This window comes from Bacillus sp. ZY-1-1, from assembly GCF_003047165.1.
Taxonomy (GTDB): domain Bacteria; phylum Bacillota; class Bacilli; order Bacillales; family Bacillaceae; genus Bacillus; species Bacillus velezensis.
In genome coordinates this window covers 2375233-2396285 of record NZ_CP027061.1, presented here as the reverse complement: position 1 = coordinate 2396285, position 21053 = coordinate 2375233, and the positions used below count along the sequence as shown (strand labels likewise).

Sequence of the window (21053 nt, the reverse complement as noted above, 5' to 3'; positions counted from 1 at the left end):
CAAATAAGGGGGGATACGATTGAAGAAAAAAACGAGAAACAGATGGACAGGCTCCGTTTTAAGCGCGATTGTCGTCAGTTCACTGTTGTTTCCGGGTGCAGCCGGAGCGAACAGCACACCGGGGGCAGTTTCTTTCACCAAAGATCTTTCTTCCTCTAAGAGCATTCAGCATAAGATTTCCGATTCAGTCAAGAAGCGTTTTGAAAAAAATGATAAAGTCACGTTTCTTATCAAATTTAAAGAGAAAGCCAATACGAAAAAAGCGGTCAAAGAAGCAGAAAAAAATGCCGAGTCTCATTCGCTTTCCGCAGCAAAAACCGAATATCAAAAGCGGTCAGCCGTTGTTTCTTCTTTAAAACTGGCAGCTCATGATGCGCAGCAGAATCTGAAAACATATTTGGAAAAACAAAAAAAGAAAGGAAAGGCTGATCACATCCATTCCTATTATATTGTCAACGGAATGGCAGTCACTGCTTCGAAAGAGGTAATGGAAAAAGCCGCCTCATTTCCTGAAGTAGAAAAAGTTCTTCCGAATGAAAAACGTCAGCTTACTCAACGGCAATCAAAAGCTCCTTTTCAAATGAAGAAAAAACAAAAAGAGGTCAAAGCAAAGGAAGGCATCGAATGGAATATCAGCCAAATTGATGCGCCGCAGGCCTGGGCCTCAGGATACGACGGAACCGGCACGGTTGTCGCCTCCATTGATACGGGAGTTCAGTGGGATCATCCCGCGCTTAAGGAAAAATACCGGGGTTACGATCCTGAAAATCCAGCAGCGCCGAATCATGAAATGAACTGGTATGATGCCGTGTCCCATAAAGACGCTCCCTACGATGACCTTGAACACGGCACTCATGTAACAGGGACCATGACGGGTTCAGAACCTGACGGCTCAAATCAAATCGGTGTGGCTCCGGGGGCGAAATGGATCGCAGTAAAAGCATTTTCAGATGACGGAGGAACCGATGCCGATATTTTGGATGCCGGTGAATGGGTGCTTGCGCCTAAAGATAAAAACGGCACGCCGCATCCCGAGATGGCGCCGGATGTTGTCAATAATTCCTGGGCGGGCGGTTCGGGAATGGACGAGTGGTACCGCGATATGGTGAATGCGTGGAGAGCGGCAGGGATTTTTCCGGAATTCTCTGCGGGAAATGAAGACTTATTTACACCGGGAGGACCGGGTTCAATCGCAAATCCGGCCAATTATCCTGAAGCATTTGCGACAGGTGCGACTGACATCGACAAGAAACTCGCTGATTTCTCACTTCAAGGCCCCTCACCGTATCATGAAACAAAACCGGACATTTCGGCTCCGGGCGTGAATATCCGTTCTTCTATTCCTGGAGGAACATACGAAGGCGGCTGGGACGGAACTTCAATGGCCGGGCCGCATGTGGCGGCGACGGCGGCTTTGTTAAGGCAGGCGAACGCCTCTATTACGGTCGATGAAATGGAAGACGTTTTGACGCGCACCGCCGAAAAGCTGACAGATTCCGTTTTTCCGGAATCACCGAATAACGGTTACGGCCACGGTCTCGTTAACGCTTTTGATGCCGTTTCTGCCGTAACGGACGGAATCGGAAGCGTAGAAGGCAAGGTATCTTCTGCGGGCGAAGATCACAATCCGCCCAGCTTTCATCATGAACCGGTCTCAGAGGCTTACAAAGGGGCAAACCTTCCGTTAACGGTTACAGCAGAAGATGATGTAAGCGTAACTGAGGTGATCCTTTCCTATCAGTTTGATGAAGGAGAGTGGAAAACGACAGCCGCCGTTCAAAAAAGCGGTGATGAAAAAAAGGGAACATACCAGGCGGAGATTCCGGACATAACGGGAAGCAAGATAAGTTATAAATGGACCATAAAAGATTTCGGAGGTCATTCTGTAGAATCTGATACGTACCGGGCTGACGTGAAACCGAGCATTACGGCGGGATACAAAGAGGATTTTGAATCACAGCCGGCGGGCTGGTCCAGTTACGGGACACATGATCAATGGGAATGGGGTATCCCGGGTTCAGGGCCCGGCGCCGCATTTTCCGGAGATAAAGTGTATGCGACGAATCTGTCCGGCCCTTATGCCGATTCGGCCAACATGAATCTCGTGATGCCTCCGATTCAAGTTCCGGAAACAGGGCGGCTGTTTTTACAATTTAAAAGCTGGCACAAGCTCGAAGAATTTTTTGATTACGGGTATGTGTTCGTTCTGCCGGAAGGGAAATCAAATTGGGAGCAGGCGGCCGTTTACAATGGTGATTCCGCAGGATGGAATGATGAAGAGGCGGATTTATCTGCGTATAAAGGCCAAAACATAAAGCTCATGTTTAATATGCAGTCTGACGAAGTACTCAATGAAGACGGATGGTATATCGATGATGTCCGGCTTTCAAGCAGCCCTCTCGGCAAGGCGGCTAAAAAAAGTAAACACAATAGACAAACACCTCCCGGCCACCTGAAGAAAAAAGCCATCAGTCCGAAACAGGCCAAACCGGCAGTGAGATCACCCGGAAAAAGAGTGAAACGTGAAACAAACCTCCTGCCGCTCAGAGCGCAAATCAGTGTCGCCGAGACGGGGAAATCCGTATATTCCGACCCTGCAAGCGGAAGCTACAGCCTGTCACATAAGGCGGGAAGCTATACGCTGAAAGCCGAGGCTTACGGATTTAAGTCCGCTTCGAAACAAGTTTCTATTCAATCAGACAAAACCGCACAGGCAGACTTTACACTGGAGCAAATGCCGTCCGGCACGCTAAAAGGAACCATCACCAATCAGTCCACAGGCGAACCGGTAAAAGGGGCTGCGCTTTATGTGGCCGAGGATGCCGCAATTGAGCCGGCGGTGACAAACGATAAAGGGAAATATTCGCTTAAGGCGTACGAAGGCTCCTACACAATCAAAGTAGCGGCAAAAGGCTTTTACAATAGCGAATTTTCTGTCGACATCAAAGGAGATGCTGAAAAAAACGTCAAGCTTAAGCCGTATGTCGGTTATGAAGGGGAAATCGCCTATGATAACGGGACGGAAGAAGCCGCGCTGTCATATTTTAAAGCCGGCAGCAAATCTGCCGTTAAGATGACCCTCAAAGACGGAAAAGAACACGGTATGCTGACGGGAGGCCTTTTTAAATTTTGGGGCGCCGACTGGCCTGATCCGGGCGGTACCGAATTTCAAGCAGAAGTATATGATGCATCCGGCCCTGATGGAGCTCCGGGCAGCAAAATTGCCGGCCCGTTCCAAGCTGAAGCGCTTCGAAACGGCGAGTGGACCAAAGTGGATCTCAGCTCAAAAGGAATCGCGGTCGGAAAGGATTTTTATCTTGTGTTCCGTCAGACGAAACCCGATCCTTATACACCTGCCCTGTCATCTGATGACGGCAGTCCGTACTCGAACAGAAACTGGCAATACCTCGACGGCCGCTGGTCAAAAGCCGATAAATCAGACGGAAACTTTATGATCAGGGCTTTGGTCGACTACGAAGCTTCTGTGCCTGAGATAACGTCGCCTGAAAACCGGTCATTTACAAACAAGAAGTCAATCACGGTGAAAGGAACGGCTTCACCAAAAACCGCTGTCCGTCTTACCAATAACGGTAAAACCGCCGCAGAAACGAAAGCAGATGCAGACGGCAGTTTCCAGGCCGGTGTCACACTCACTAAAGATGGCAATCGGCTGACAGCGGCATCTGTGACAGACAGCGGGGCAACCGACGAGTCACGCCCTGTCACGGTCATACTGGATGAGGATAAGCCTGATGTGACGATTGACAGTCCGGCAAACGGTGATAAAACAAATAAAGAAGCAGTGACTGTAAAAGGAAAAGTGCACGACGCCCATTTAAAATGGGTAAAGGTGAACGGAAAAAAAGCTGAAGTAAATAACGGTTCTTATCAAGCGAGAACCCTTCTGGAAAACGGCAGCAATGAGATCAAGGTCACGGCCTCAGATGAAGCTGGTAACAAAACAACGAAAAAGACGGTAATCGATGTCAATTACAATGCTCCCGTCATTTCCGGATTGGTTCCCGGAGCGGATAAGGAATTAAAAGCCGGAGAATCAGTGAAAATCGCTTTTTCAAGCGGAAAGAAATTAGACGCTTCCTTCGTGATCCGTCTGCCTCTGACAAACGCCCGGGCAGGGAGCCAAAACGCAACAGAGCTTCCGCTGAGAGAAATTTCTCCGGGACGATATGAGGGTTACTGGACGGCGGCTTCTTCCATCAAAGCAAGCGGAGCAAAAATTGACGTTATCGCAAGAGATGACTACGGAAATGAAACGAGACAGACGGCTAAAGGAAAACTTTATATCAATGAGTAAAAACAGAGCGCTGCCAAATCACGGCAGCGCTTTTTTAGTTGAAGGGGACAATAGAAAATCAACCTTTTCGGCCCTCGACAAATAAAACGGTTATCCCTTAAAAATTGTACTTTACCCTCAACATTAATTGACAGACTTTCCCACAGAGCTTGCTTTATACTTATGAAACAAGAGAGAGAAACAGATATGTAAGACAAAAGAGGAAAGGGGTCAGATGTGAAAATCTATTTGGATGTCATTTGGCTGTTGAACTTTTGTTTTGATTCTCTTTTGCTTTTATTAACCGCCTTTATTTTAAAACGCCAGGTGAAAAAAAGAAGAGTGGCCGCCGGCGGTTTCATCGGGTCAGCCATTGTGCTTCTGATGTTTACGCCTGTTTCTCCCTTTGTGGAGCATCCGGCGGGAAAAATGGCGTTTTCGGTAGTCATCGTGCTTACGGCTTTTGGCTTTAAACGGTTCCGATACTTTTTTCAAAATTTGTTCGCCTTTTATTTCGCGACTTTTCTCGTCGGCGGGGGAATGATCGGCGTACATTCCCTGCTGCAGACAGAATCAATTGTGCAGCAAGGCGTAATGGTTACAAGCCAGACCGGATTCGGCGACCCGATCAGCTGGATGTTTGTAGTTATCGGATTTCCGGCCATATGGTTTTTTTCGAAAAAGAGAATTGAAGACATCGAGACGAAGTCCATTCAGTACGATGAACTTGTCATGGTGCAGGCGGAATTCAGCGGACAGACAATCCGCGCGAAAGGATTGGTGGATTCCGGGAATCAGCTGTATGATCCGCTGACGAAAACGCCGGTCATGATCCTTCACATTGACAAATTCGCTCCGATTCTCAGCGAAAAGGAAACGGACCTCATCAAATCCGCCAGTCCGCTTGAAGTGATAGAGCAGCTTGATGATTCGTTCCGTCATGCGGATAAGCTGAGGCTGATTCCATACAGGGGCGTCGGCCAGGACAATCAATTTTTACTCTGTTTAAAGCCGGATTACGTCACGATTTTAACAAAAGACGAGATGATCGCATGTGAAAAATGCCTGATCGGCATCAGCACGAAGCCATTATCCGCTGACGGTGAATTTGACGGAATCGTTCATCCGAAGATGCTGACAGGGAAGGCTGTAAAACATGTTTCCTGACGAAAAGTCTGTTATTCATCATACTCAAAACGCGTGGTATTTAGAAGGGGGAGGAAGATGAAAAAACTTAAGCTGCGTCTGACATATTTGTGGTATAAATGGCTGATGAAACTCGGACTGAAAAGCGATGAAGTGTATTACATAGGAGGAAGCGAGGCGCTGCCGCCGCCTTTGTCTAAAGAAGAGGAGCAGGTGCTCTTATTAAAGCTGCCGAGCGGGGATCAGGCGGCGCGGGCCATCCTGATTGAGAGAAACTTACGTCTTGTCGTTTACATTGCCCGCAAATTCGAAAACACCGGCATCAATATCGAGGACTTAATCAGCATCGGCACCATCGGTTTGATCAAAGCGGTAAACACGTTTAATCCGGAAAAGAAAATCAAACTCGCCACCTACGCATCGCGATGTATCGAAAACGAAATTTTAATGTACTTGCGCCGAAACAATAAAATCCGTTCAGAGGTGTCCTTTGATGAACCGCTGAACATTGATTGGGACGGAAACGAGCTGCTGCTTTCGGATGTGCTCGGCACAGATGATGATATTATTACAAAAGACATTGAAGCCAATGTGGATAAAAAACTTTTGAAAAAAGCGCTTGAGCAATTAAACGAAAGAGAAAAGCAGATTATGGAACTGCGTTTCGGGCTTGTCGGAGAAGAAGAAAAAACCCAAAAAGATGTAGCCGACATGATGGGGATTTCACAATCTTATATCTCCCGGCTCGAAAAGCGGATTATCAAAAGACTGAGAAAAGAATTTAACAAAATGGTGTAAAATTTTTTCCATCTGACAGCCCTTACTGCTGCAAGGATTGCCGCCGCCGGATGTTTATTTCTGTAAAATGGCGGTGCATATTTTTCCCACCCGAGGAGATACTTAACGTTGTACAGCAGCTCCTAGTGGGAGGGAAAAACGTGTCAAGAAATAAAGTCGAAATTTGCGGGGTGGATACCTCCAAATTACCGGTGCTCAAGAATGAAGAGATGAGAAAGCTGTTTAGGCAATTGCAGGATGAGGGCGATGATTCAGCGAGGGAAAAGCTTGTAAACGGCAATCTGCGCCTTGTCTTAAGCGTCATTCAGAGGTTTAACAACAGAGGAGAGTATGTTGATGACTTATTTCAGGTCGGCTGCATCGGACTAATGAAATCCATTGATAATTTTGACCTAAGCCATAATGTTAAGTTTTCAACATACGCTGTACCGATGATCATCGGAGAAATCCGCAGATATTTGCGGGATAACAATCCGATCCGCGTCTCGAGGTCGCTTCGCGATATCGCATATAAAGCGCTTCAAGTAAGAGAGCGGTTAATCAGTGAGACAAGCAGGGAGCCGACAGCAGAGGAAATCGCCAAAGTTCTTGAAGTGCCCCATGAAGAAATTGTGTTTGCCCTTGACGCCATCCAGGATCCGGTTTCACTGTTTGAGCCGATTTATAATGACGGCGGCGATCCGATCTACGTGATGGACCAGATCAGCGATGAGCGCAATAAGGATACACAATGGATTGAGGAGCTCGCTCTGAAAGAAGGCATGAGAAGACTGAACGAACGGGAAAAAATGATTTTGCGAAAGCGCTTTTTCCAAGGGAAAACCCAAATGGAAGTCGCTGAAGAAATCGGGATATCCCAAGCTCAGGTCTCAAGGCTTGAAAAGGCAGCCATTAAACAAATGAATAAAAATATCCATCAATAACGGAAAAAGCCTTTAAACCTTGTTTAAAGGCTTTTTTCATGCGATGGTTTACGTTTGCAAAAAAGTGATGTATTCTAATGTGTAAAAGTTTTTAGAAAATTTAAATAAAGTAAACGGGGGAAACGGCAATGATTTTACAGCTGGACAGTGTGTCATTAAAAAGAAACGGGAAATGGATTTTGAAAGATATTAACTGGCGCGTCGAGAAAAACGAAAATTGGGTGCTGTACGGATTAAACGGAGCCGGAAAAACGGCTTTGCTGAATATGTTATGCTCTTATTACTTCCCCACTTCAGGAGAGATGCAGGTGCTCGGCCATCAGTTCGGAAAAACAGAGCTCGGTGACAGGCTCAGGAGGAAAATCGGCCTTGTTTCGGCAGGTCTTCAGCACAAATTATATGCCGCGGACTCCGCTTTTGAAATCGCCCTCAGCGGCGCGTACGCCTCAATCGGGCTGTACGAAACTCCGAGTGAGCAGGTAAGGGAAAAAGCGATCGGTCTTCTGAAGGATTTGGGCGCCATCAGTTACGCCGACAGACGGTATGAAACTTTATCACAAGGGGAAAGACAAAGAGCGCTGATTGCGCGGGCGCTTATGGCTGATCCCAAACTGCTGATTTTGGACGAGCCCGTGACGGGTCTTGATTTTATGGCAAGGGAGCAGCTGCTGGACACGATTACGTCGATCGCCGAAAAAGAAAATGCGCCGTCCATCCTTTATGTCACCCATCACGCTGAAGAAATTCTGCCGGTATTTGATCAGGCGCTGCTTTTAAAACAAGGCGAGGTGTTCGCCTCCGGGAAAATCAGGGATATGCTTTCTGACGAGCGGCTTACAGCGTTTTTCGATACGCCTGTCAATGTCTTATGGAACAATGGCCGCCCGTTTTTAACACGGGCAAAAGAGGCATCATCCGTAAAATAACATCAATTCACCCTGGGGGTGCTGCCATGCGGCTGAGAGAGACGTTGTCTCAACCCTTAACGGACCTGATCCGGATCATGCCGGCGGAGGGAAGCGGTGAAAAAGCGGAGGAAGATCCGTTTTTTACCCGTTTTATTTTAATGAAACGGGTTTTTTGATACAGCCAAAGGGGAGATTTCCAATGCATCAGATTGATATGCTGTTACACCAGGCGGAGAAACGGAGGCACGACTTCATACATATTGCTGAAAGGTTGATCGCCTTTCCCACTCCGGCCCCGCCAGCAAGAAATACGGCAGAAGCCCAAAAGTGGGTGGCCGGCTTTTTAAAAGAAACGGGCTGCTCGGTCGATATGTGGGATGTGTATCCGGAAGATCCGAATGTAGTCGGTGTTTTAAAAGGGACAGATTCAAGCAGGCATCAAAGCCTGATTTTAAACGGACACATTGATGTGGCAGAAGCCGGGGGCGAAGACTGGAACTCTGACCCGTTTCAGCCGCTCGTAAAAGACGGCATGCTGATCGGAAGGGGCGCCGCTGATATGAAAGGAGGTTTGGCGTGTGTTCTTTTCTCTCTGAAGCTGATCCATGATGCCGGCATTAAGCTTCCGGGCGACCTCATTGTACAGTCTGTAATCGGAGAAGAAGTCGGCGAGGCGGGGACGCTGGAATGCTGCAAACGCGGCTATCACGCGGATTTTGCGGTTGTCGCGGATACGAGCAGCCTGCATATTCAAGGGCAGGGCGGTGTCATCACCGGCTGGATAGAATTGAAAAGCAAACAAACATTTCATGACGGCATGAGGCGCAATATGATTCATGCGGGCGGAGGCACATTCGGAGCGAGCGCCATCGAAAAAATGGCGAAAATCATCACTGCCTTGGGAGAGCTGGAGCGCCACTGGGCGGTAACGAAAAGCTATCCCGGCATTGCGCCCGGCACCAATACGATCAACCCCGCCGTCATTGAAGGCGGAAGACACGCAGCGTTTGTCGCCGATGAATGCCGGTTATGGATCACCGTCCACTTTTATCCGAACGAAACGCACGAACAAGCAGCCGCAGAAATCGAAGACTATATTAATCGTGTCGCTGACAGTGATCTGTGGCTCAAAGAAAACAGGCCGGTGTTCAAATGGGGCGGATCTTCGATGATTGAAGACAGAGGAGAGGTGTTCCCGGCGCTGGAAATCGATCCGGATCATCCGGCAGTTTCTGTCTTGGCTGCATCACACTCTGCCGTCAAAAAACAGGAGCCCGTCTTTGATGTTTCCCAAACCGTAACAGACGGAGGATGGCTTTATCAGGCCGGGATTCCGAGCGTCATATACGGCCCCGGCGATTTAAAAAACGCCCACTCCGTAAACGAGGAAGTGTCCGTTGATGAGCTTATGGACTATACGAAAATCATGCTGAGATTTATTCTCGGCTGGTGCAGCCGCAAAAAAGATTGCCCGATGTGACAAGGTTCAGCCCGGCCGTTCATATAATAGGAAAAAGAACGGGCAAAGGGCGTGATACGGATGATCAGCATATCTGAATTTCAAATAAAAGATGTGGTAAACGTGTCGAACGGAAAAAAACTCGGAAGCATCGGGGATATTGATATTAACGTGACAACGGGAAAAATTCAGGCGATTATTTTAGGCGGCAGCGGAAAAGTTCTCGGTTTTTTCGGAAAAGAAGAGGAAATGATCATTCCTTGGCGAAATATAGTTAAAATTGGGGAAGATGTCATCTTAGTGCGTGTAAATGAACCAAAGGGGGGAGCGTAATCCTCCCTTTACTTGTAAAAAGCCGGAAATCTCAATGTTTCCGGCACATTTATTTATCTCATTTTTCAATCAGCCGCTAAACGTATGCTTAAAATTGTGTTAAAATGAGTGGGAAATTACGCTTTTTTAATGTTTGTCGAAAGGTTGGATCTCCATGAATACATATCACCCGTTTAGTCTTACCACCCCCTCGGCACTCATGATAGAAGACTGGAACTGTGTGAATCAGCTTAACACAAAGGTCATCGCCGGATTCACAACGAAAAACGGCGGTGTCAGCAATCCTCCGTATGAGTCATTAAATACCGGATTGCACGTCCGGGACGAAGCTCATGATGTTGTGACAAACCGTGAAGTCATAGCGTCCTTATGCGGTACTGATCTGGATTCCTGGGTGTTCGCCGACCAGACACATGAAAACCGCGTCCGGCGCGTGACAGCCGGGGATAAAGGAAAAGGAGCGAGAGACTATTCTTCCGCATTCCGCGGGACGGACGGGCTCTACACGAAAGATGCGAATCTTTTTTTGGCCCTTTGTTTTGCGGACTGTGTGCCCTTGTATTTTTATGACCCGGTGAAATCCATTATCGGCGCTGCCCATGCCGGATGGAAGGGGACGGTCAAACAAATCGGACGCATCATGACGGAACGCTGGGTAAACGAAGAAGGCTCCCGTTTAACAGATATTCAGGCTGTCATCGGTCCGTCCATCAGTGCGGGAAGTTATACAGTCGACGACCGCGTCATCAATGAAGTGCGGGCGCTGCCCTTTACGGCTGAATCCGCCATATGCGAAACGGAAAAAGGCCAGTATCAGCTTGATTTAAAAGAGGTTAACCGTCTTCTTCTGATACATTGCGGCATTCCGGAAGGAAACATTTCAGTCAGCGGATTATGCACCGAACGAGAGCATGAACTATTCTTTTCACACCGCCGCGACAAAGGGAAAACGGGACGCATGATGTCCTTTATCGGAATGAAGGAGGCATAAGATCTTGCGTGTTGCTGATCAATTACGACATATAAACGAAAGAATAAACGAAGCATGTAACAGATCGGGCCGAAGCCCCGAAGATGTTACCGTCATCGCGGTTACAAAATACGTATCAGCTGAAAGGGCTCAAGAGGCCGTTGATGCCGGTATTACAAGTCTGGGAGAAAACCGGGATGCCGAGCTTATCCATAAGCAGGAAGTCATCAAAGGAAGCCCGAAGTGGCACTTTATCGGCAGTCTTCAGTCCAGAAAGGTGAAGGCCGTCGTTGACCGTGTATCTTATATTCATTCCTTAGACAGACTGTCATTGGCAAAAGAGATTGAAAAACGGGCGCAGCATACGGTTCGCTGTTTTGTGCAGGTGAATACTTCGCTTGAGCCGTCTAAGCACGGTTTGAAAACAGAGGAGGTCATCCCCTTTATCAGAGAGCTTTCTGAGTTTAGAAACATTTCTGTAGAGGGCCTGATGACGATGGCTCCCCTGACAGACGATACAGAAACGATCAGAGCCTGCTTCCGGCAATTGCGTGATCTGAGGGATCAGGTGCAAAAACTGAATCAGACAAACGCGCCGTGCCGGGAACTGTCAATGGGCATGTCAAATGATTATGAAATCGCTGTTGAAGAGGGCGCAACTTTTATCAGAATCGGCTCTTCATTAGTCGGAAATGAACCGGGGGGTGTAAACAAATGAGCATGAAAAATAAACTGAAAAACTTTTTCTCAATGGATGAGGAGGAGTACGAGTACGAATACATTGAAACGGAGCAGGATCATCAGGAAGAGCATGAACAGCAGAAAGATAAACAGCCTGCTTACGCTCAGAAGCCGCAGGGCAAGCAGAACGTAGTAAGCTTGCAAAGTGTTCAGAAATCCTCTAAAGTGGTCTTGAGTGAACCGCGTGTATATGCGGAAGCGCAGGAAATCGCCGATCATTTAAAGAACAGGCGGGCGGTTGTCGTCAATCTGCAGCGCATCCAGCATGATCAGGCGAAAAGAATCGTCGACTTTTTAAGCGGTACCGTCTACGCCATCGGCGGCGACATTCAGAGAATCGGTTCAGATATTTTTCTGTGCACGCCTGATAATGTCGACGTTTCCGGCACGATTTCGGAGCTTATAAATGAAGACGAACATCAGAGGTGGTAAAGCAGGATGATTCTTTATCAAATTTTTTCCGTTCTGAGTTATTTAATTTACATCTACTCGTTTGCCCTGATCATCTATATCTTTATGTCATGGGTGCCGAGTACGAGAGAAACGGCGGTCGGACGGTTTCTCGCAGCGATTTGCGAACCGTATTTAGAGCCGTTCAGAAGGATCATTCCGCCCATTGCCATGCTGGATATATCCCCGATTGTAGCGATTATCGTGCTTCGGTTTGCCACGACGGGACTTTGGGGCCTATACCGCATGATCGCAATGTATACTTGAATGCGACAGTTTGATACGGGCTTGGCACCAGCCAAGCCTCTTTACATAGAAAGGAAAGAACATGAGCGATATTTACCAGCACTTCAGACAAGACGAGCGGCCTTTTATTGATCAGGTGCTTGAATGGAAACAGATTGTCCTGGACCAGTATCGGATGAAGCTGACTGATTTCTTAGATCCCAGGGAACAGGTGATTGTAAAAGCCGTTATCGGCGACGCCTGCGGTCTTGCGTTTTTCGGAGGATATGACAGAGCTGAGCGCAAACGCGCGATTTTATACCCTGAATATATGGAACCTGAACAGGATGATTTTGAGCTCCGGGCTTTTGACGTTCAATACGCTGAAAAATTCGTCAGCATTGACCACCGCTCTCTTCTCGGATCATTAATGGGGATCGGCTTAAAGCGTCAGAAATACGGCGATCTGATTTTCTCAGAGGAAGCCGTGCAGCTCATCGTCTCCGGTGAAATCGCCGATTTTGTCAGCACTCAGCTGACGAAGGCGGGCAAAGCGCCGGTAAAGCTTGAGAAAATCGAGCTTTCCGCTCTTCACATTCCCGCTTCAGATGTCGAAATAAGGGATGACACGGTTTCTTCATTGCGTCTCGACGCCGTCTGCGCTTCAATGAGCAGGCAATCCCGGCAGAAAGCGCAGGCGCTTGTGAAAAACGGGCTCGTTAAGGTGAATTGGAAAGCTATTGAAGATCCGTCTTATCAGGTTGCTGAAGGGGACATGCTCTCGATTCGCGGCTTCGGACGATGCAGTTTGGCAAAAGTTGACGGAAAAACGAAAAAAGACAAATGGAAAGTTACATTTGAACGGCAAAAATGAGTCGTTTTTTCAGTTTTTTTCTCCATCTGTGCCGTATTTGTTTTATAATGTGAACTAGATAACCGTACTGAAATGTAAAAATGGAGGTGGCAATATGCCATTAACGCCGAATGATATCCATAACAAAACGTTTACAAAAGGTTTTCGCGGATATGATGAAGATGAAGTAAATGAATTTTTAATGCAGGTCAGAAAAGATTACGAAATCGCACTCCGTAAAAAAACGGAGCTTGAGGCGAAAGTGAACGAGCTGGACGAAAAAATCGGCCACTTTGCCAATATCGAAGAAACGCTGAATAAATCAATTCTCGTAGCCCAGGAAGCCGCAGAAGACGTAAAGCGCAACTCGCAGAAAGAAGCGAAGCTGATCGTCCGTGAAGCAGAAAAAAATGCCGATCGCATCATCAATGAGTCGCTTTCCAAATCAAGAAAAATCGCAATGGAAATCGAAGAGCTGAAAAAACAGTCTAAAGTCTTCAGAACACGTTTCCAAATGCTGATTGAAGCGCAGCTCGACCTGCTGAAGAACGATGATTGGGATCATCTGCTGGAATACGAAGTCGACGCGGTATTTGAGGAAAAAGAATAATTTTCTGATTTTCTTGACATTCTTCGGCCCGTTCGAATATAATACGTTCATAAATTCAGATGAAAAGACGATTGAAAGGGACCGGCATGACTCAAAACAGGCTATAAAGCGAACCGGGGAAGGTGAAAGCCCGGGATGGCCGGAATCATGCAGATCAGCCCTTTAGTTTCCTTTCTGAACCTAGAGTAGGAAAGGACGTTCCATCACGTTACGATGTTCGAGAGGAAAAGACGGATGATCCGTTTTTTCTAAAAGGGTGGTACCGCGAGATAAGCTTTCTCGTCCCTTATGGGATGAGAGGGCTTTTTTTATTTTCTGAAAAATGTTGTGGAGGAATGAAAATGGATTACAAAGATACGCTGTTAATGCCGAAAACAGATTTTCCGATGCGGGGAAATCTGCCGAATCGTGAGCCGGACATGCAAAAAGACTGGGAGGAGCAGGACATTTACCGTCTTGTTCAAGAACGGACGAAAGACCGCCCGAAATTCGTGCTGCATGACGGACCTCCTTATGCAAACGGAGACATCCACATGGGCCATGCCCTGAACAAAATCCTGAAAGACTTCATCGTCCGCTATAAATCAATGAGCGGCTACAACGCACCGTACGTGCCGGGCTGGGATACGCACGGACTGCCGATTGAAACGGCGCTGACGAAAAACAAAAAAGTAAACCGGAAAGAAATGTCCGTCGCTGATTTCCGCAAGCTTTGCGAAGATTATGCATGGCAGCAGATCGAAAGACAGCGCGAACAATTCAAGCGTCTCGGCGTCAGAGGCGATTGGGAAAACCCGTATGTTACGCTTCAGCCTGAATTTGAAGCGCAGCAGATCCGCGTTTTCGGCGAGATGGCGAAAAGAGGCTATATTTATAAAGGTCTGAAGCCGGTCAACTGGTCGCCTTCAAGTGAATCTGCCTTAGCAGAAGCGGAAATTGAATATCAGGACAAACGTTCCGCGTCTATTTATGTTGCGTTTAAGGTGAAAGACGGTAAAGGCGTTCTGGAAAACGGAGAAAGCTTCATCATCTGGACGACGACGCCGTGGACGATGCCTGCCAACCTCGGAATTTCCGTTCATCCTGATCTTGAATACAATGTCATCAAGGTTGGAGACAAGCGTTATGTAGTGGCGGCTGAACTGATCGAAAACGTAGCGGAGGCATGCGGCTTTGAAAATCCTGAAGTTGTCGCATCATATAAAGGCAGAGAATTAGAATACATCACTGCAGAACATCCGCTGTACGGCAGAGATTCACTCGTTATGCTCGGTGACCACGTCACAACCGATGCCGGAACAGGCTGTGTTCATACTGCCCCGGGCCACGGGGAAGATGACTTTATCGTCGGCCAAAAGTACGGCTTAGAAGTGCTGTGCCCTGTTGATGAAAAAGGAAACATGACCGACGAAGCGCCGGGCTTTGAAGGAATGTTTTACGATAAAGCCAATAAACCGATCACGGAGAAGCTTGAAGAAAACGGCGCGCTTTTGAAACTCGAGTTTATTACACACTCCTATCCGCATGACTGGAGAACGAAAAAACCGACGATCTTCAGAGCGACTGCGCAATGGTTTGCGTCAATTAAAGATTTCAGATCCGATCTGCTTGATGCCATCAAACAAACGAAGTGGGTGCCGGAGTGGGGCGAACAGCGCCTTTACAACATGGTGCGCGACCGCGGTGACTGGTGTATCTCAAGACAGCGCGTCTGGGGTGTTCCGATCCCGGTATTTTATGCAGAAAACGGTGAGCCGATCATCACTGACGAAACGATTGAACACGTGTCTGAGCTGTTCAAACAGCACGGCTCAAACGTATGGTTTGAAAGAGAGGCAAAAGACCTCCTGCCGGAAGGATTTACACATCCGGGAAGCCCGAACGGAATCTTCACGAAAGAGCAAGACATTATGGATGTATGGTTTGATTCAGGTTCTTCCCATCAGGCCGTTCTTGAAGAACGAGATGATCTTGTCCGTCCGGCTGATTTATACCTTGAAGGCTCTGACCAATACCGCGGCTGGTTTAACTCATCTCTTTCCACTGCTGTTGCAGTCACCGGCAAAGCGCCGTATAAAGGCGTATTAAGCCACGGATTTACACTTGATGCAAACGGCCGTAAAATGAGTAAATCACTCGGCAATACGATTGACCCGACAAAAATCGCAAAACAGCTTGGAGCTGAAATTCTGCGTTTATGGGTATCTTCCGTAAACTATCAGGCCGATCACCCGGTTTCTGAAGATATTCTGAAGCAGGTCGCGGAAGTATATCGGAAAGTCCGCAACACGTTCCGCTTCCTTCACGGCAACCTGTTCGATTTCGATCCAAGCGTCAATGCCGTGGATGTAAAAGATCTCCGCGAAGTGGATCAATATATGCTGATCAAGCTGAATAAGCTGATCGATAAGGTGAAAAAAGCGTATGATGAATACGAATTTGCGGTTGTTTATCACAGCATTCACAATTTCTGTACGATCGAGCTCAGCTCCTTCTATCTTGATTTTGCAAAAGATGTTGTGTACATCGAGCATGCGGATCATCCGGACCGCCGCAGTATGCAGACCGTCTTCTATGAAACGCTGCTGGCGTTAGTGAAACTGACGGCGCCGATTCTCCCGCATACGGCGGATGAAATGTGGTCTCACTTATCATTTGTTGAAGAAGCGAGCGTGCAGCTGACAGATATGCCGGAAACCATTGCTGTTCCGGACAGTCAGGCGACAGAAGAAAAATTCGACCGCTTCATGGAGCTTCGAAACGACGTGCTGAAAGCTTTGGAAACAGCCCGTAACGAAAAAATTATCGGAAGATCATTGGAAGCGAGCCTGACTTTGTATCCGAACAAAGAAAACCGCGACCTCTTGTCATCCATTAAAGAAAACATCGCGCAGCTGTTTATCGTCTCAGAACTGACAGTAAAAGACGAAAGTGAAGCGCCGGAAAACGCGCAAAGCTTTACAACAGGAAAAATGACCGTAGAAAAAGCGGAAGGCCAGATGTGTGAGCGTTCCCGCGTAATTTCTAAAGATGTCGGAGCCAATCCGAAATATCCGACATTATCACTGCGCAATGCGGAAATCGTTGAAAAATATTATCAAAAATAATAAATGAGAAAGCGCCCGGTGTCAGCCGGGCGCTTTTTTACATGCCAGCAATGTCATCGATTAGAACGGCAGGAAAATTCTTATGGGCTTCAAATGGCGCTCTGAGGGCAACAATAAAGCTATAACATCAAGAGCAGGAGTTGTGATGAATGAATGATCAACTGACCGCAATCCACACGGAGCTTCTCATGATGAAAGAAGAACTTCAATCAAGATTATTCGAATATTCTTGCTTTCAAATGTCAGCATCTGTTGAACCTTCAATGAACGACCAAGAAGCAACTCTGATCTATCATATAAAAGAAGAACTTCAGGATGTTCTTCTTGCCCTGTCTAAGTTTGAAAACAATACGTACGGTTATTGTGAAAAAACAGGCGCCCCCATTCCGATTGAAAAACTTGCGGTGCTGCCGACGGCCAGAACCGCTGATGATTTTTATTATCCCGCTCAATTTGAAAAGAAAACCCTTCCATACTGGGTAACCGGAGATTATGCATATGATCAGGCGCTGTATGAGTGACAGCGTCTGTTTGCATACGCTTATGATCTGCCTTTACTCTGGCATCTTTTACTGATAAAATTCATAAAGGATAAAAGTAACTGTATACTGGAGGAACGTGTGTGCTTTATTATCTTATCGCTCTTTTTATTATTATTGCCGACCAATTGACCAAATGGCTTGTCGTCAGCCATATGGAATTGGGACAAAGCATACCTGTCATCGACCAGGTGCTTTATATCACATCTCATCGCAACACGGGAGCAGCGTGGGGGATTTTAGCCGGCCAAATGTGGTTTTTCTACGTCATTACCATCGCCGTGATTATCGGAATCGTTTATTACATACAGCGTTATGCAAAAGGGCAGATGTTACTCGGAATTTCTCTCGGCTTAATGCTGGGAGGTGCGGCCGGAAACTTTATTGACCGGGCGGCGCGCCAGGAAGTGGTGGATTTTATTCATGTCATCATCGTGGATTATCACTATCCGATTTTTAATATCGCGGACTCCTCACTGTGCGTCGGTGTAATACTTTTATTTATTCATATGCTGTTTGACAGCGGGAAAAAGAAGGAGCAATAACATGAATCAATTTGAGATAACCGTTCAGCCTGAACAAAAGAGCGAACGGATTGATAAATTTTTGGCTTCAACGGGAGAAAACTGGTCACGCACTCAAGTGCAGCAATGGGTAAAAGAGGGACTGGTATCCGTTAACGGCAAATCCGTAAAAGCGAATTATAAAATGCAGCCCGGCGATCAGGTAAACGTCACTATTCCTGAACCGGAAGAATTGGACGTGCTTGCAGAGCCGATGGATTTGGACATTTACTATGAAGACCAGGATGTCTTGGTTGTGAACAAACCGCGGGGCATGGTCGTACATCCGGCTCCCGGCCATGTGACAGGGACGCTCGTAAACGGACTGATGGCTCACTGCAATGATCTTTCCGGCATTAACGGCGTCATGCGCCCGGGAATCGTCCACCGGATTGATAAAGATACCTCCGGCCTGTTAATGGTCGCCAAAAACGATATGGCGCATGAATCACTCGTTAATCAGCTCGTCAATAAAACCGTGACGAGAAAGTACACAGCGGTTGTCCACGGGTTGATTTCACATGATGACGGAACGATTGACGCTCCGATCGGGAGAGATAAAAAAGACCGACAAAGCATGACCGTAACAAGAGAAAGCAGCAAAAATGCCGTCACGCATTTCCACGTGCTTGAGCGTTTTCAAGATTTCACGCTCGTAGAGTGCCGTCTTGAAACCGGAAGAACGCATCAGATCCGTGTTCATATGAAATATATCGGATTTCCTTTGGCAGGCGACCCGAAGTACGGACCGAGAAAAACCATTGATTTCAACGGTCAGGCGCTTCATGCCGGAATATTAGGTTTTGACCATCCGCGGACGGGCGAATACATGGAGTTTGAAGCGCCCCTTCCTGAAGACATGAAAAAACTCATTGAACATTTGAGAAATAGCCATTGACAGCGAGTTTCTTTTCTGAAATAATAAAAACAAGCTGAATAGATTCTTTAACACAGTCCAGAGAGGCTGAGAAGGATAACGGATAGGACAGAAGAGATACACGTGTGTCTTGGTCCTGGAAAGGAACCCCTCTATGCTCTGGCAGGAGGGGTTTTTTCTTCTTATATACGAATGGAGAGGTGTCACGAGTGAATCAAAAAGCTGTTATTCTCGACGAACAGGCCATCAGAAGGGCGCTGACAAGGATAGCCCATGAAATGATCGAACGGAATAAAGGAATGAATGACTGCATTCTTGTAGGGATTAAAACAAGAGGTATTTATTTAGCGAAGCGGCTGGCCGAGCGGATCGAACAGATTGAAGGAAATCCGGTCACCGTCGGGGAAATCGATATCACCCTTTACCGTGATGATCTCACAAAAAAAACGAGCAATGAAGAGCCGCTTGTAAAAGGCGCGGACATTCCGGCCGATATCACAGACCAAAAGGTCATTGTGGTTGATGATGTGCTTTATACCGGCCGGACGGTGAGAGCTGCGATGGATGCTCTCGTTGATGTCGGGCGGCCGTCATCGATACAGCTTGCCGTGCTTGTCGACAGAGGACACCGGGAGCTGCCGATCAGAGCGGACTATATCGGGAAAAACATTCCGACCTCAAAAGCTGAAAAAGTGATGGTTCAGCTGAGCGAAGTTGATCAGACTGATATGGTCGCCATTTACGAAAATGAATAATCACCCTTTTTAAATGCATTCCAGAGAGTTTGCAAAGAGGATTTTAAAACACAAAGCCGGGCGGATCGACGCGGCCGGGCTTTGTATGCCTCTTTGCGCAAAAAGCAAAGAGGTTTTTTTATACCATTTGAAAGTCAACCGGGAGGAAAACGCCATGAGTAAGAAAAAAGTAAACCTGGGAGTCAGGGACGTCCCCAATCCATTGTCCTGGCTGTCATTCAGCCTGCAGCATTTATTCGCCATGTTCGGTTCAACCATACTCGTGCCGAAACTGGTCGGAATGAGCCCGGCAGTGGCGCTTGTCACGAGCGGAATCGGGACACTCGCCTATCTCTTGGTGACAAAAGGCCAGATTCCCGCTTATCTCGGCTCATCATTCGCCTTTATATCACCGATTATCTTGGTGAAGGCGACGGGAGGGCCGGGGGCTGCCATGGTCGGCGCTTTCCTGGCGGGAATTGTGTACGGCCTGATCGCGCTTCTCATCAGGCAGCTTGGAACGGGGTGGCTGATGAAGCTGCTGCCCCCGGTGGTCGTCGGGCCGGTCATCATCGTCATCGGCCTCGGACTGGCAAGCACAGCCGTCAATATGGCAATGTATGCTGATCCGAATGCGAAGGAACTCGTTTACAGCCTGAAACATTTCAGTGTAGCCGGCGTCACTTTGGCCATCACCATTATCTGCGCCATCTTTTTACGGGGATTTTTAAGCTTGATTCCGGTATTGATCGGCATTATAGGCGGATATCTGTTTGCGCTGACACAGGGCATCGTCAATTTTCAGCCGGTCATTGATGCAAAATGGTTCGCCGTTCCTGAATTTATCATCCCTTTCAAAGACTACACGCCGTCAGTGACATTGGGCATTGCCGCTGCGATGGTGCCGGTCGCTTTCGTGACGATGTCAGAACATATCGGCCACCAAATGGTGCTGAGTAAAGTCGTCGGACAGGATTTCATTAAAAAGCCGGGACTGCACCGCTCCATAATGGGGGACAGCGTAGCGACGATTATCGCTTCGTTAATCGGCGGCCCGCCGACGACAACATACGGCGAAAACATCGGTGTCCTGGCAATTACGAGAGTTTTCAGCGTCTTTGTCATCGGCGGCGCAGGAGTGATTGCGCTGTGCTTCGGATTTATCGGCAAAGTTTCAGCGCTGATCAGCTCTGTTCCGTCCGCGGTTATGGGAGGCGTTTCCTTCCTGCTCTTCGGAATCATTGCCTCCAGCGGCTTGAGAATGTTGATTGACAACAACATTGATTATGAAAACAAGCGAAATTTAATTATCACATCCGTCATCCTCGTCATCGGCGTCGGAGGGGCTTTTATTCAAGTATCAAAAGGCGGGTTCCAAATATCCGGCATGGCGCTTGCGGCAATCGTCGGAGTCATCCTGAACCTTATCCTGCCGCATGCAAATGAAGAAGACGCGATTGCATCGGAAAAACCAAATCATATGTAAACCTTTTAAAGAAAGTCCAGAGAGGCTTGGAAGGGTT

Annotated in this window: 19 protein-coding genes, 1 riboswitch and 1 other annotated feature; all 19 genes read left to right on the top strand. The window is 47.5% G+C overall.

The features are described 5' to 3' along the window. Positions 1–19 precede the first annotated feature (19 nt). The 19 genes from C5I45_RS11870 (at position 20) to pyrP (ending at position 21016) form a co-directional block, all read left to right on the top strand. The gene (locus tag C5I45_RS11870) at positions 20–4315 is read left to right on the top strand and encodes a S8 family peptidase (RefSeq protein WP_107994402.1); all 4296 of its coding nucleotides are present in this window, start codon (positions 20–22) and stop codon (positions 4313–4315) included. Positions 4316–4531: 216 nt separating this feature from the next. Next, positions 4532–5461: a sigma-E processing peptidase SpoIIGA gene (gene spoIIGA / locus C5I45_RS11865; RefSeq protein WP_003154422.1), complete on the top strand. Its 930-nt coding sequence runs from the start codon at positions 4532–4534 to the stop codon at positions 5459–5461. Between the two features lie 57 nt (positions 5462–5518). Beyond that, on the top strand, positions 5519–6238 hold the full coding sequence (gene sigE / locus C5I45_RS11860; protein WP_007409714.1) for an RNA polymerase sporulation sigma factor SigE: 720 nt from the start codon (positions 5519–5521) through the stop codon (positions 6236–6238). Positions 6239–6378: 140 nt separating this feature from the next. Next, the gene (sigG, locus tag C5I45_RS11855; RefSeq protein WP_003154420.1) at positions 6379–7161 is read left to right on the top strand and encodes an RNA polymerase sporulation sigma factor SigG; all 783 of its coding nucleotides are present in this window, start codon (positions 6379–6381) and stop codon (positions 7159–7161) included. Positions 7162–7289: 128 nt separating this feature from the next. Further along, positions 7290–8087: an ABC transporter ATP-binding protein gene (locus C5I45_RS11850; protein WP_071391860.1), complete on the top strand. Its 798-nt coding sequence runs from the start codon at positions 7290–7292 to the stop codon at positions 8085–8087. A gap of 4 nt (positions 8088–8091) precedes the next feature. After that, a riboswitch (TPP riboswitch) is annotated at positions 8092–8196 on the top strand. Positions 8197–8268: 72 nt separating this feature from the next. Beyond that, the gene (locus C5I45_RS11845; protein WP_107994401.1) at positions 8269–9549 is read left to right on the top strand and encodes an acetylornithine deacetylase; all 1281 of its coding nucleotides are present in this window, start codon (positions 8269–8271) and stop codon (positions 9547–9549) included. Between the two features lie 60 nt (positions 9550–9609). Continuing rightward, entirely contained in the window at positions 9610–9861 is a 252-nt protein-coding gene (locus tag C5I45_RS11840; RefSeq protein WP_003154415.1) for a YlmC/YmxH family sporulation protein, read from the top strand. A 154-nt stretch (positions 9862–10015) separates the two neighbouring features. Continuing rightward, positions 10016–10852 (top strand): peptidoglycan editing factor PgeF, encoded by an 837-nt coding sequence (pgeF, locus tag C5I45_RS11835; RefSeq protein ID WP_275954018.1) that lies wholly within the window; start codon positions 10016–10018, stop codon positions 10850–10852. Positions 10853–10856: 4 nt separating this feature from the next. Next, entirely contained in the window at positions 10857–11549 is a 693-nt protein-coding gene (locus C5I45_RS11830) for a YggS family pyridoxal phosphate-dependent enzyme (RefSeq protein WP_024085283.1), read from the top strand. Then, positions 11546–12004, top strand: a complete 459-nt coding sequence (gene sepF, locus C5I45_RS11825; RefSeq protein WP_003154410.1) for a cell division protein SepF — start codon at positions 11546–11548, stop codon at positions 12002–12004. The genes C5I45_RS11830 and sepF overlap by 4 nt, the downstream gene beginning before the upstream one ends. Before the next feature lie 6 nt (positions 12005–12010). Continuing rightward, positions 12011–12289 carry a YggT family protein gene (locus tag C5I45_RS11820; protein ID WP_003154408.1) on the top strand — a complete coding sequence of 93 codons (279 nt, stop codon included), beginning with the start codon at positions 12011–12013 and terminating at the stop codon, positions 12287–12289. 61 nt (positions 12290–12350) lie between these two features. Then, positions 12351–13121, top strand: coding sequence for a YlmH family RNA-binding protein (locus C5I45_RS11815; protein WP_015388260.1), 771 nt, complete (start codon positions 12351–12353; stop codon positions 13119–13121). A 94-nt stretch (positions 13122–13215) separates the two neighbouring features. Beyond that, the gene (gene divIVA, locus C5I45_RS11810; protein ID WP_003154406.1) at positions 13216–13710 is read left to right on the top strand and encodes a septum site-determining protein DivIVA; all 495 of its coding nucleotides are present in this window, start codon (positions 13216–13218) and stop codon (positions 13708–13710) included. Positions 13711–13771: 61 nt separating this feature from the next. After that, positions 13772–14000, top strand: a binding site (T-box leader). 51 nt (positions 14001–14051) lie between these two features. Continuing rightward, complete coding sequence (ileS, locus tag C5I45_RS11800; RefSeq protein WP_024085284.1) at positions 14052–16817, top strand: isoleucine--tRNA ligase; 2766 nt, start codon at positions 14052–14054, stop codon at positions 16815–16817. A gap of 149 nt (positions 16818–16966) precedes the next feature. Beyond that, positions 16967–17338, top strand: a complete 372-nt coding sequence (locus C5I45_RS11795) for a TraR/DksA family transcriptional regulator (RefSeq protein WP_014304976.1) — start codon at positions 16967–16969, stop codon at positions 17336–17338. Between the two features lie 101 nt (positions 17339–17439). Continuing rightward, positions 17440–17901: a signal peptidase II gene (gene lspA, locus C5I45_RS11790; protein WP_003154398.1), complete on the top strand. Its 462-nt coding sequence runs from the start codon at positions 17440–17442 to the stop codon at positions 17899–17901. A gap of 1 nt (position 17902) precedes the next feature. Next, a complete protein-coding gene (locus C5I45_RS11785) occupies positions 17903–18817 on the top strand; it encodes an RluA family pseudouridine synthase (RefSeq protein ID WP_003154395.1) in 915 nt (304 codons plus the stop codon). 188 nt (positions 18818–19005) lie between these two features. Continuing rightward, on the top strand, positions 19006–19551 hold the full coding sequence (pyrR, locus tag C5I45_RS11780) for a bifunctional pyrimidine operon transcriptional regulator/uracil phosphoribosyltransferase (protein ID WP_003154392.1): 546 nt from the start codon (positions 19006–19008) through the stop codon (positions 19549–19551). 154 nt (positions 19552–19705) lie between these two features. Next, on the top strand, positions 19706–21016 hold the full coding sequence (pyrP, locus tag C5I45_RS11775) for a uracil permease PyrP (RefSeq protein ID WP_003154389.1): 1311 nt from the start codon (positions 19706–19708) through the stop codon (positions 21014–21016). The last annotated feature ends 37 nt before the right edge of the window (positions 21017–21053 follow it).

Excerpts from the sequence above, each read along its gene's own strand:
- C5I45_RS11840 (WP_003154415.1), top strand. The coding sequence starts at position 9,610 with ATGATCAGCATATCTGAATTTCAAATAAAAGATGTGGTAAACGTGTCG.
- sepF (WP_003154410.1), top strand. The coding sequence starts at position 11,546 with ATGAGCATGAAAAATAAACTGAAAAACTTTTTCTCAATGGATGAGGAG.
- C5I45_RS11785 (WP_003154395.1), top strand. The coding sequence starts at position 17,903 with ATGAATCAATTTGAGATAACCGTTCAGCCTGAACAAAAGAGCGAACGG.
- pgeF (WP_275954018.1), top strand. The coding sequence starts at position 10,016 with ATGAATACATATCACCCGTTTAGTCTTACCACCCCCTCGGCACTCATG.
- C5I45_RS11815 (WP_015388260.1), top strand. The coding sequence starts at position 12,351 with ATGAGCGATATTTACCAGCACTTCAGACAAGACGAGCGGCCTTTTATT.
- C5I45_RS11845 (WP_107994401.1), top strand. The coding sequence starts at position 8,269 with ATGCATCAGATTGATATGCTGTTACACCAGGCGGAGAAACGGAGGCAC.
- C5I45_RS11820 (WP_003154408.1), top strand. The coding sequence starts at position 12,011 with ATGATTCTTTATCAAATTTTTTCCGTTCTGAGTTATTTAATTTACATC.
- sigE (WP_007409714.1), top strand. The coding sequence starts at position 5,519 with ATGAAAAAACTTAAGCTGCGTCTGACATATTTGTGGTATAAATGGCTG.
- C5I45_RS11850 (WP_071391860.1), top strand. The coding sequence starts at position 7,290 with ATGATTTTACAGCTGGACAGTGTGTCATTAAAAAGAAACGGGAAATGG.
- ileS (WP_024085284.1), top strand. The coding sequence starts at position 14,052 with ATGGATTACAAAGATACGCTGTTAATGCCGAAAACAGATTTTCCGATG.
- pyrP (WP_003154389.1), top strand. The coding sequence starts at position 19,706 with ATGAGTAAGAAAAAAGTAAACCTGGGAGTCAGGGACGTCCCCAATCCA.
- divIVA (WP_003154406.1), top strand. The coding sequence starts at position 13,216 with ATGCCATTAACGCCGAATGATATCCATAACAAAACGTTTACAAAAGGT.
- C5I45_RS11795 (WP_014304976.1), top strand. The coding sequence starts at position 16,967 with ATGAATGATCAACTGACCGCAATCCACACGGAGCTTCTCATGATGAAA.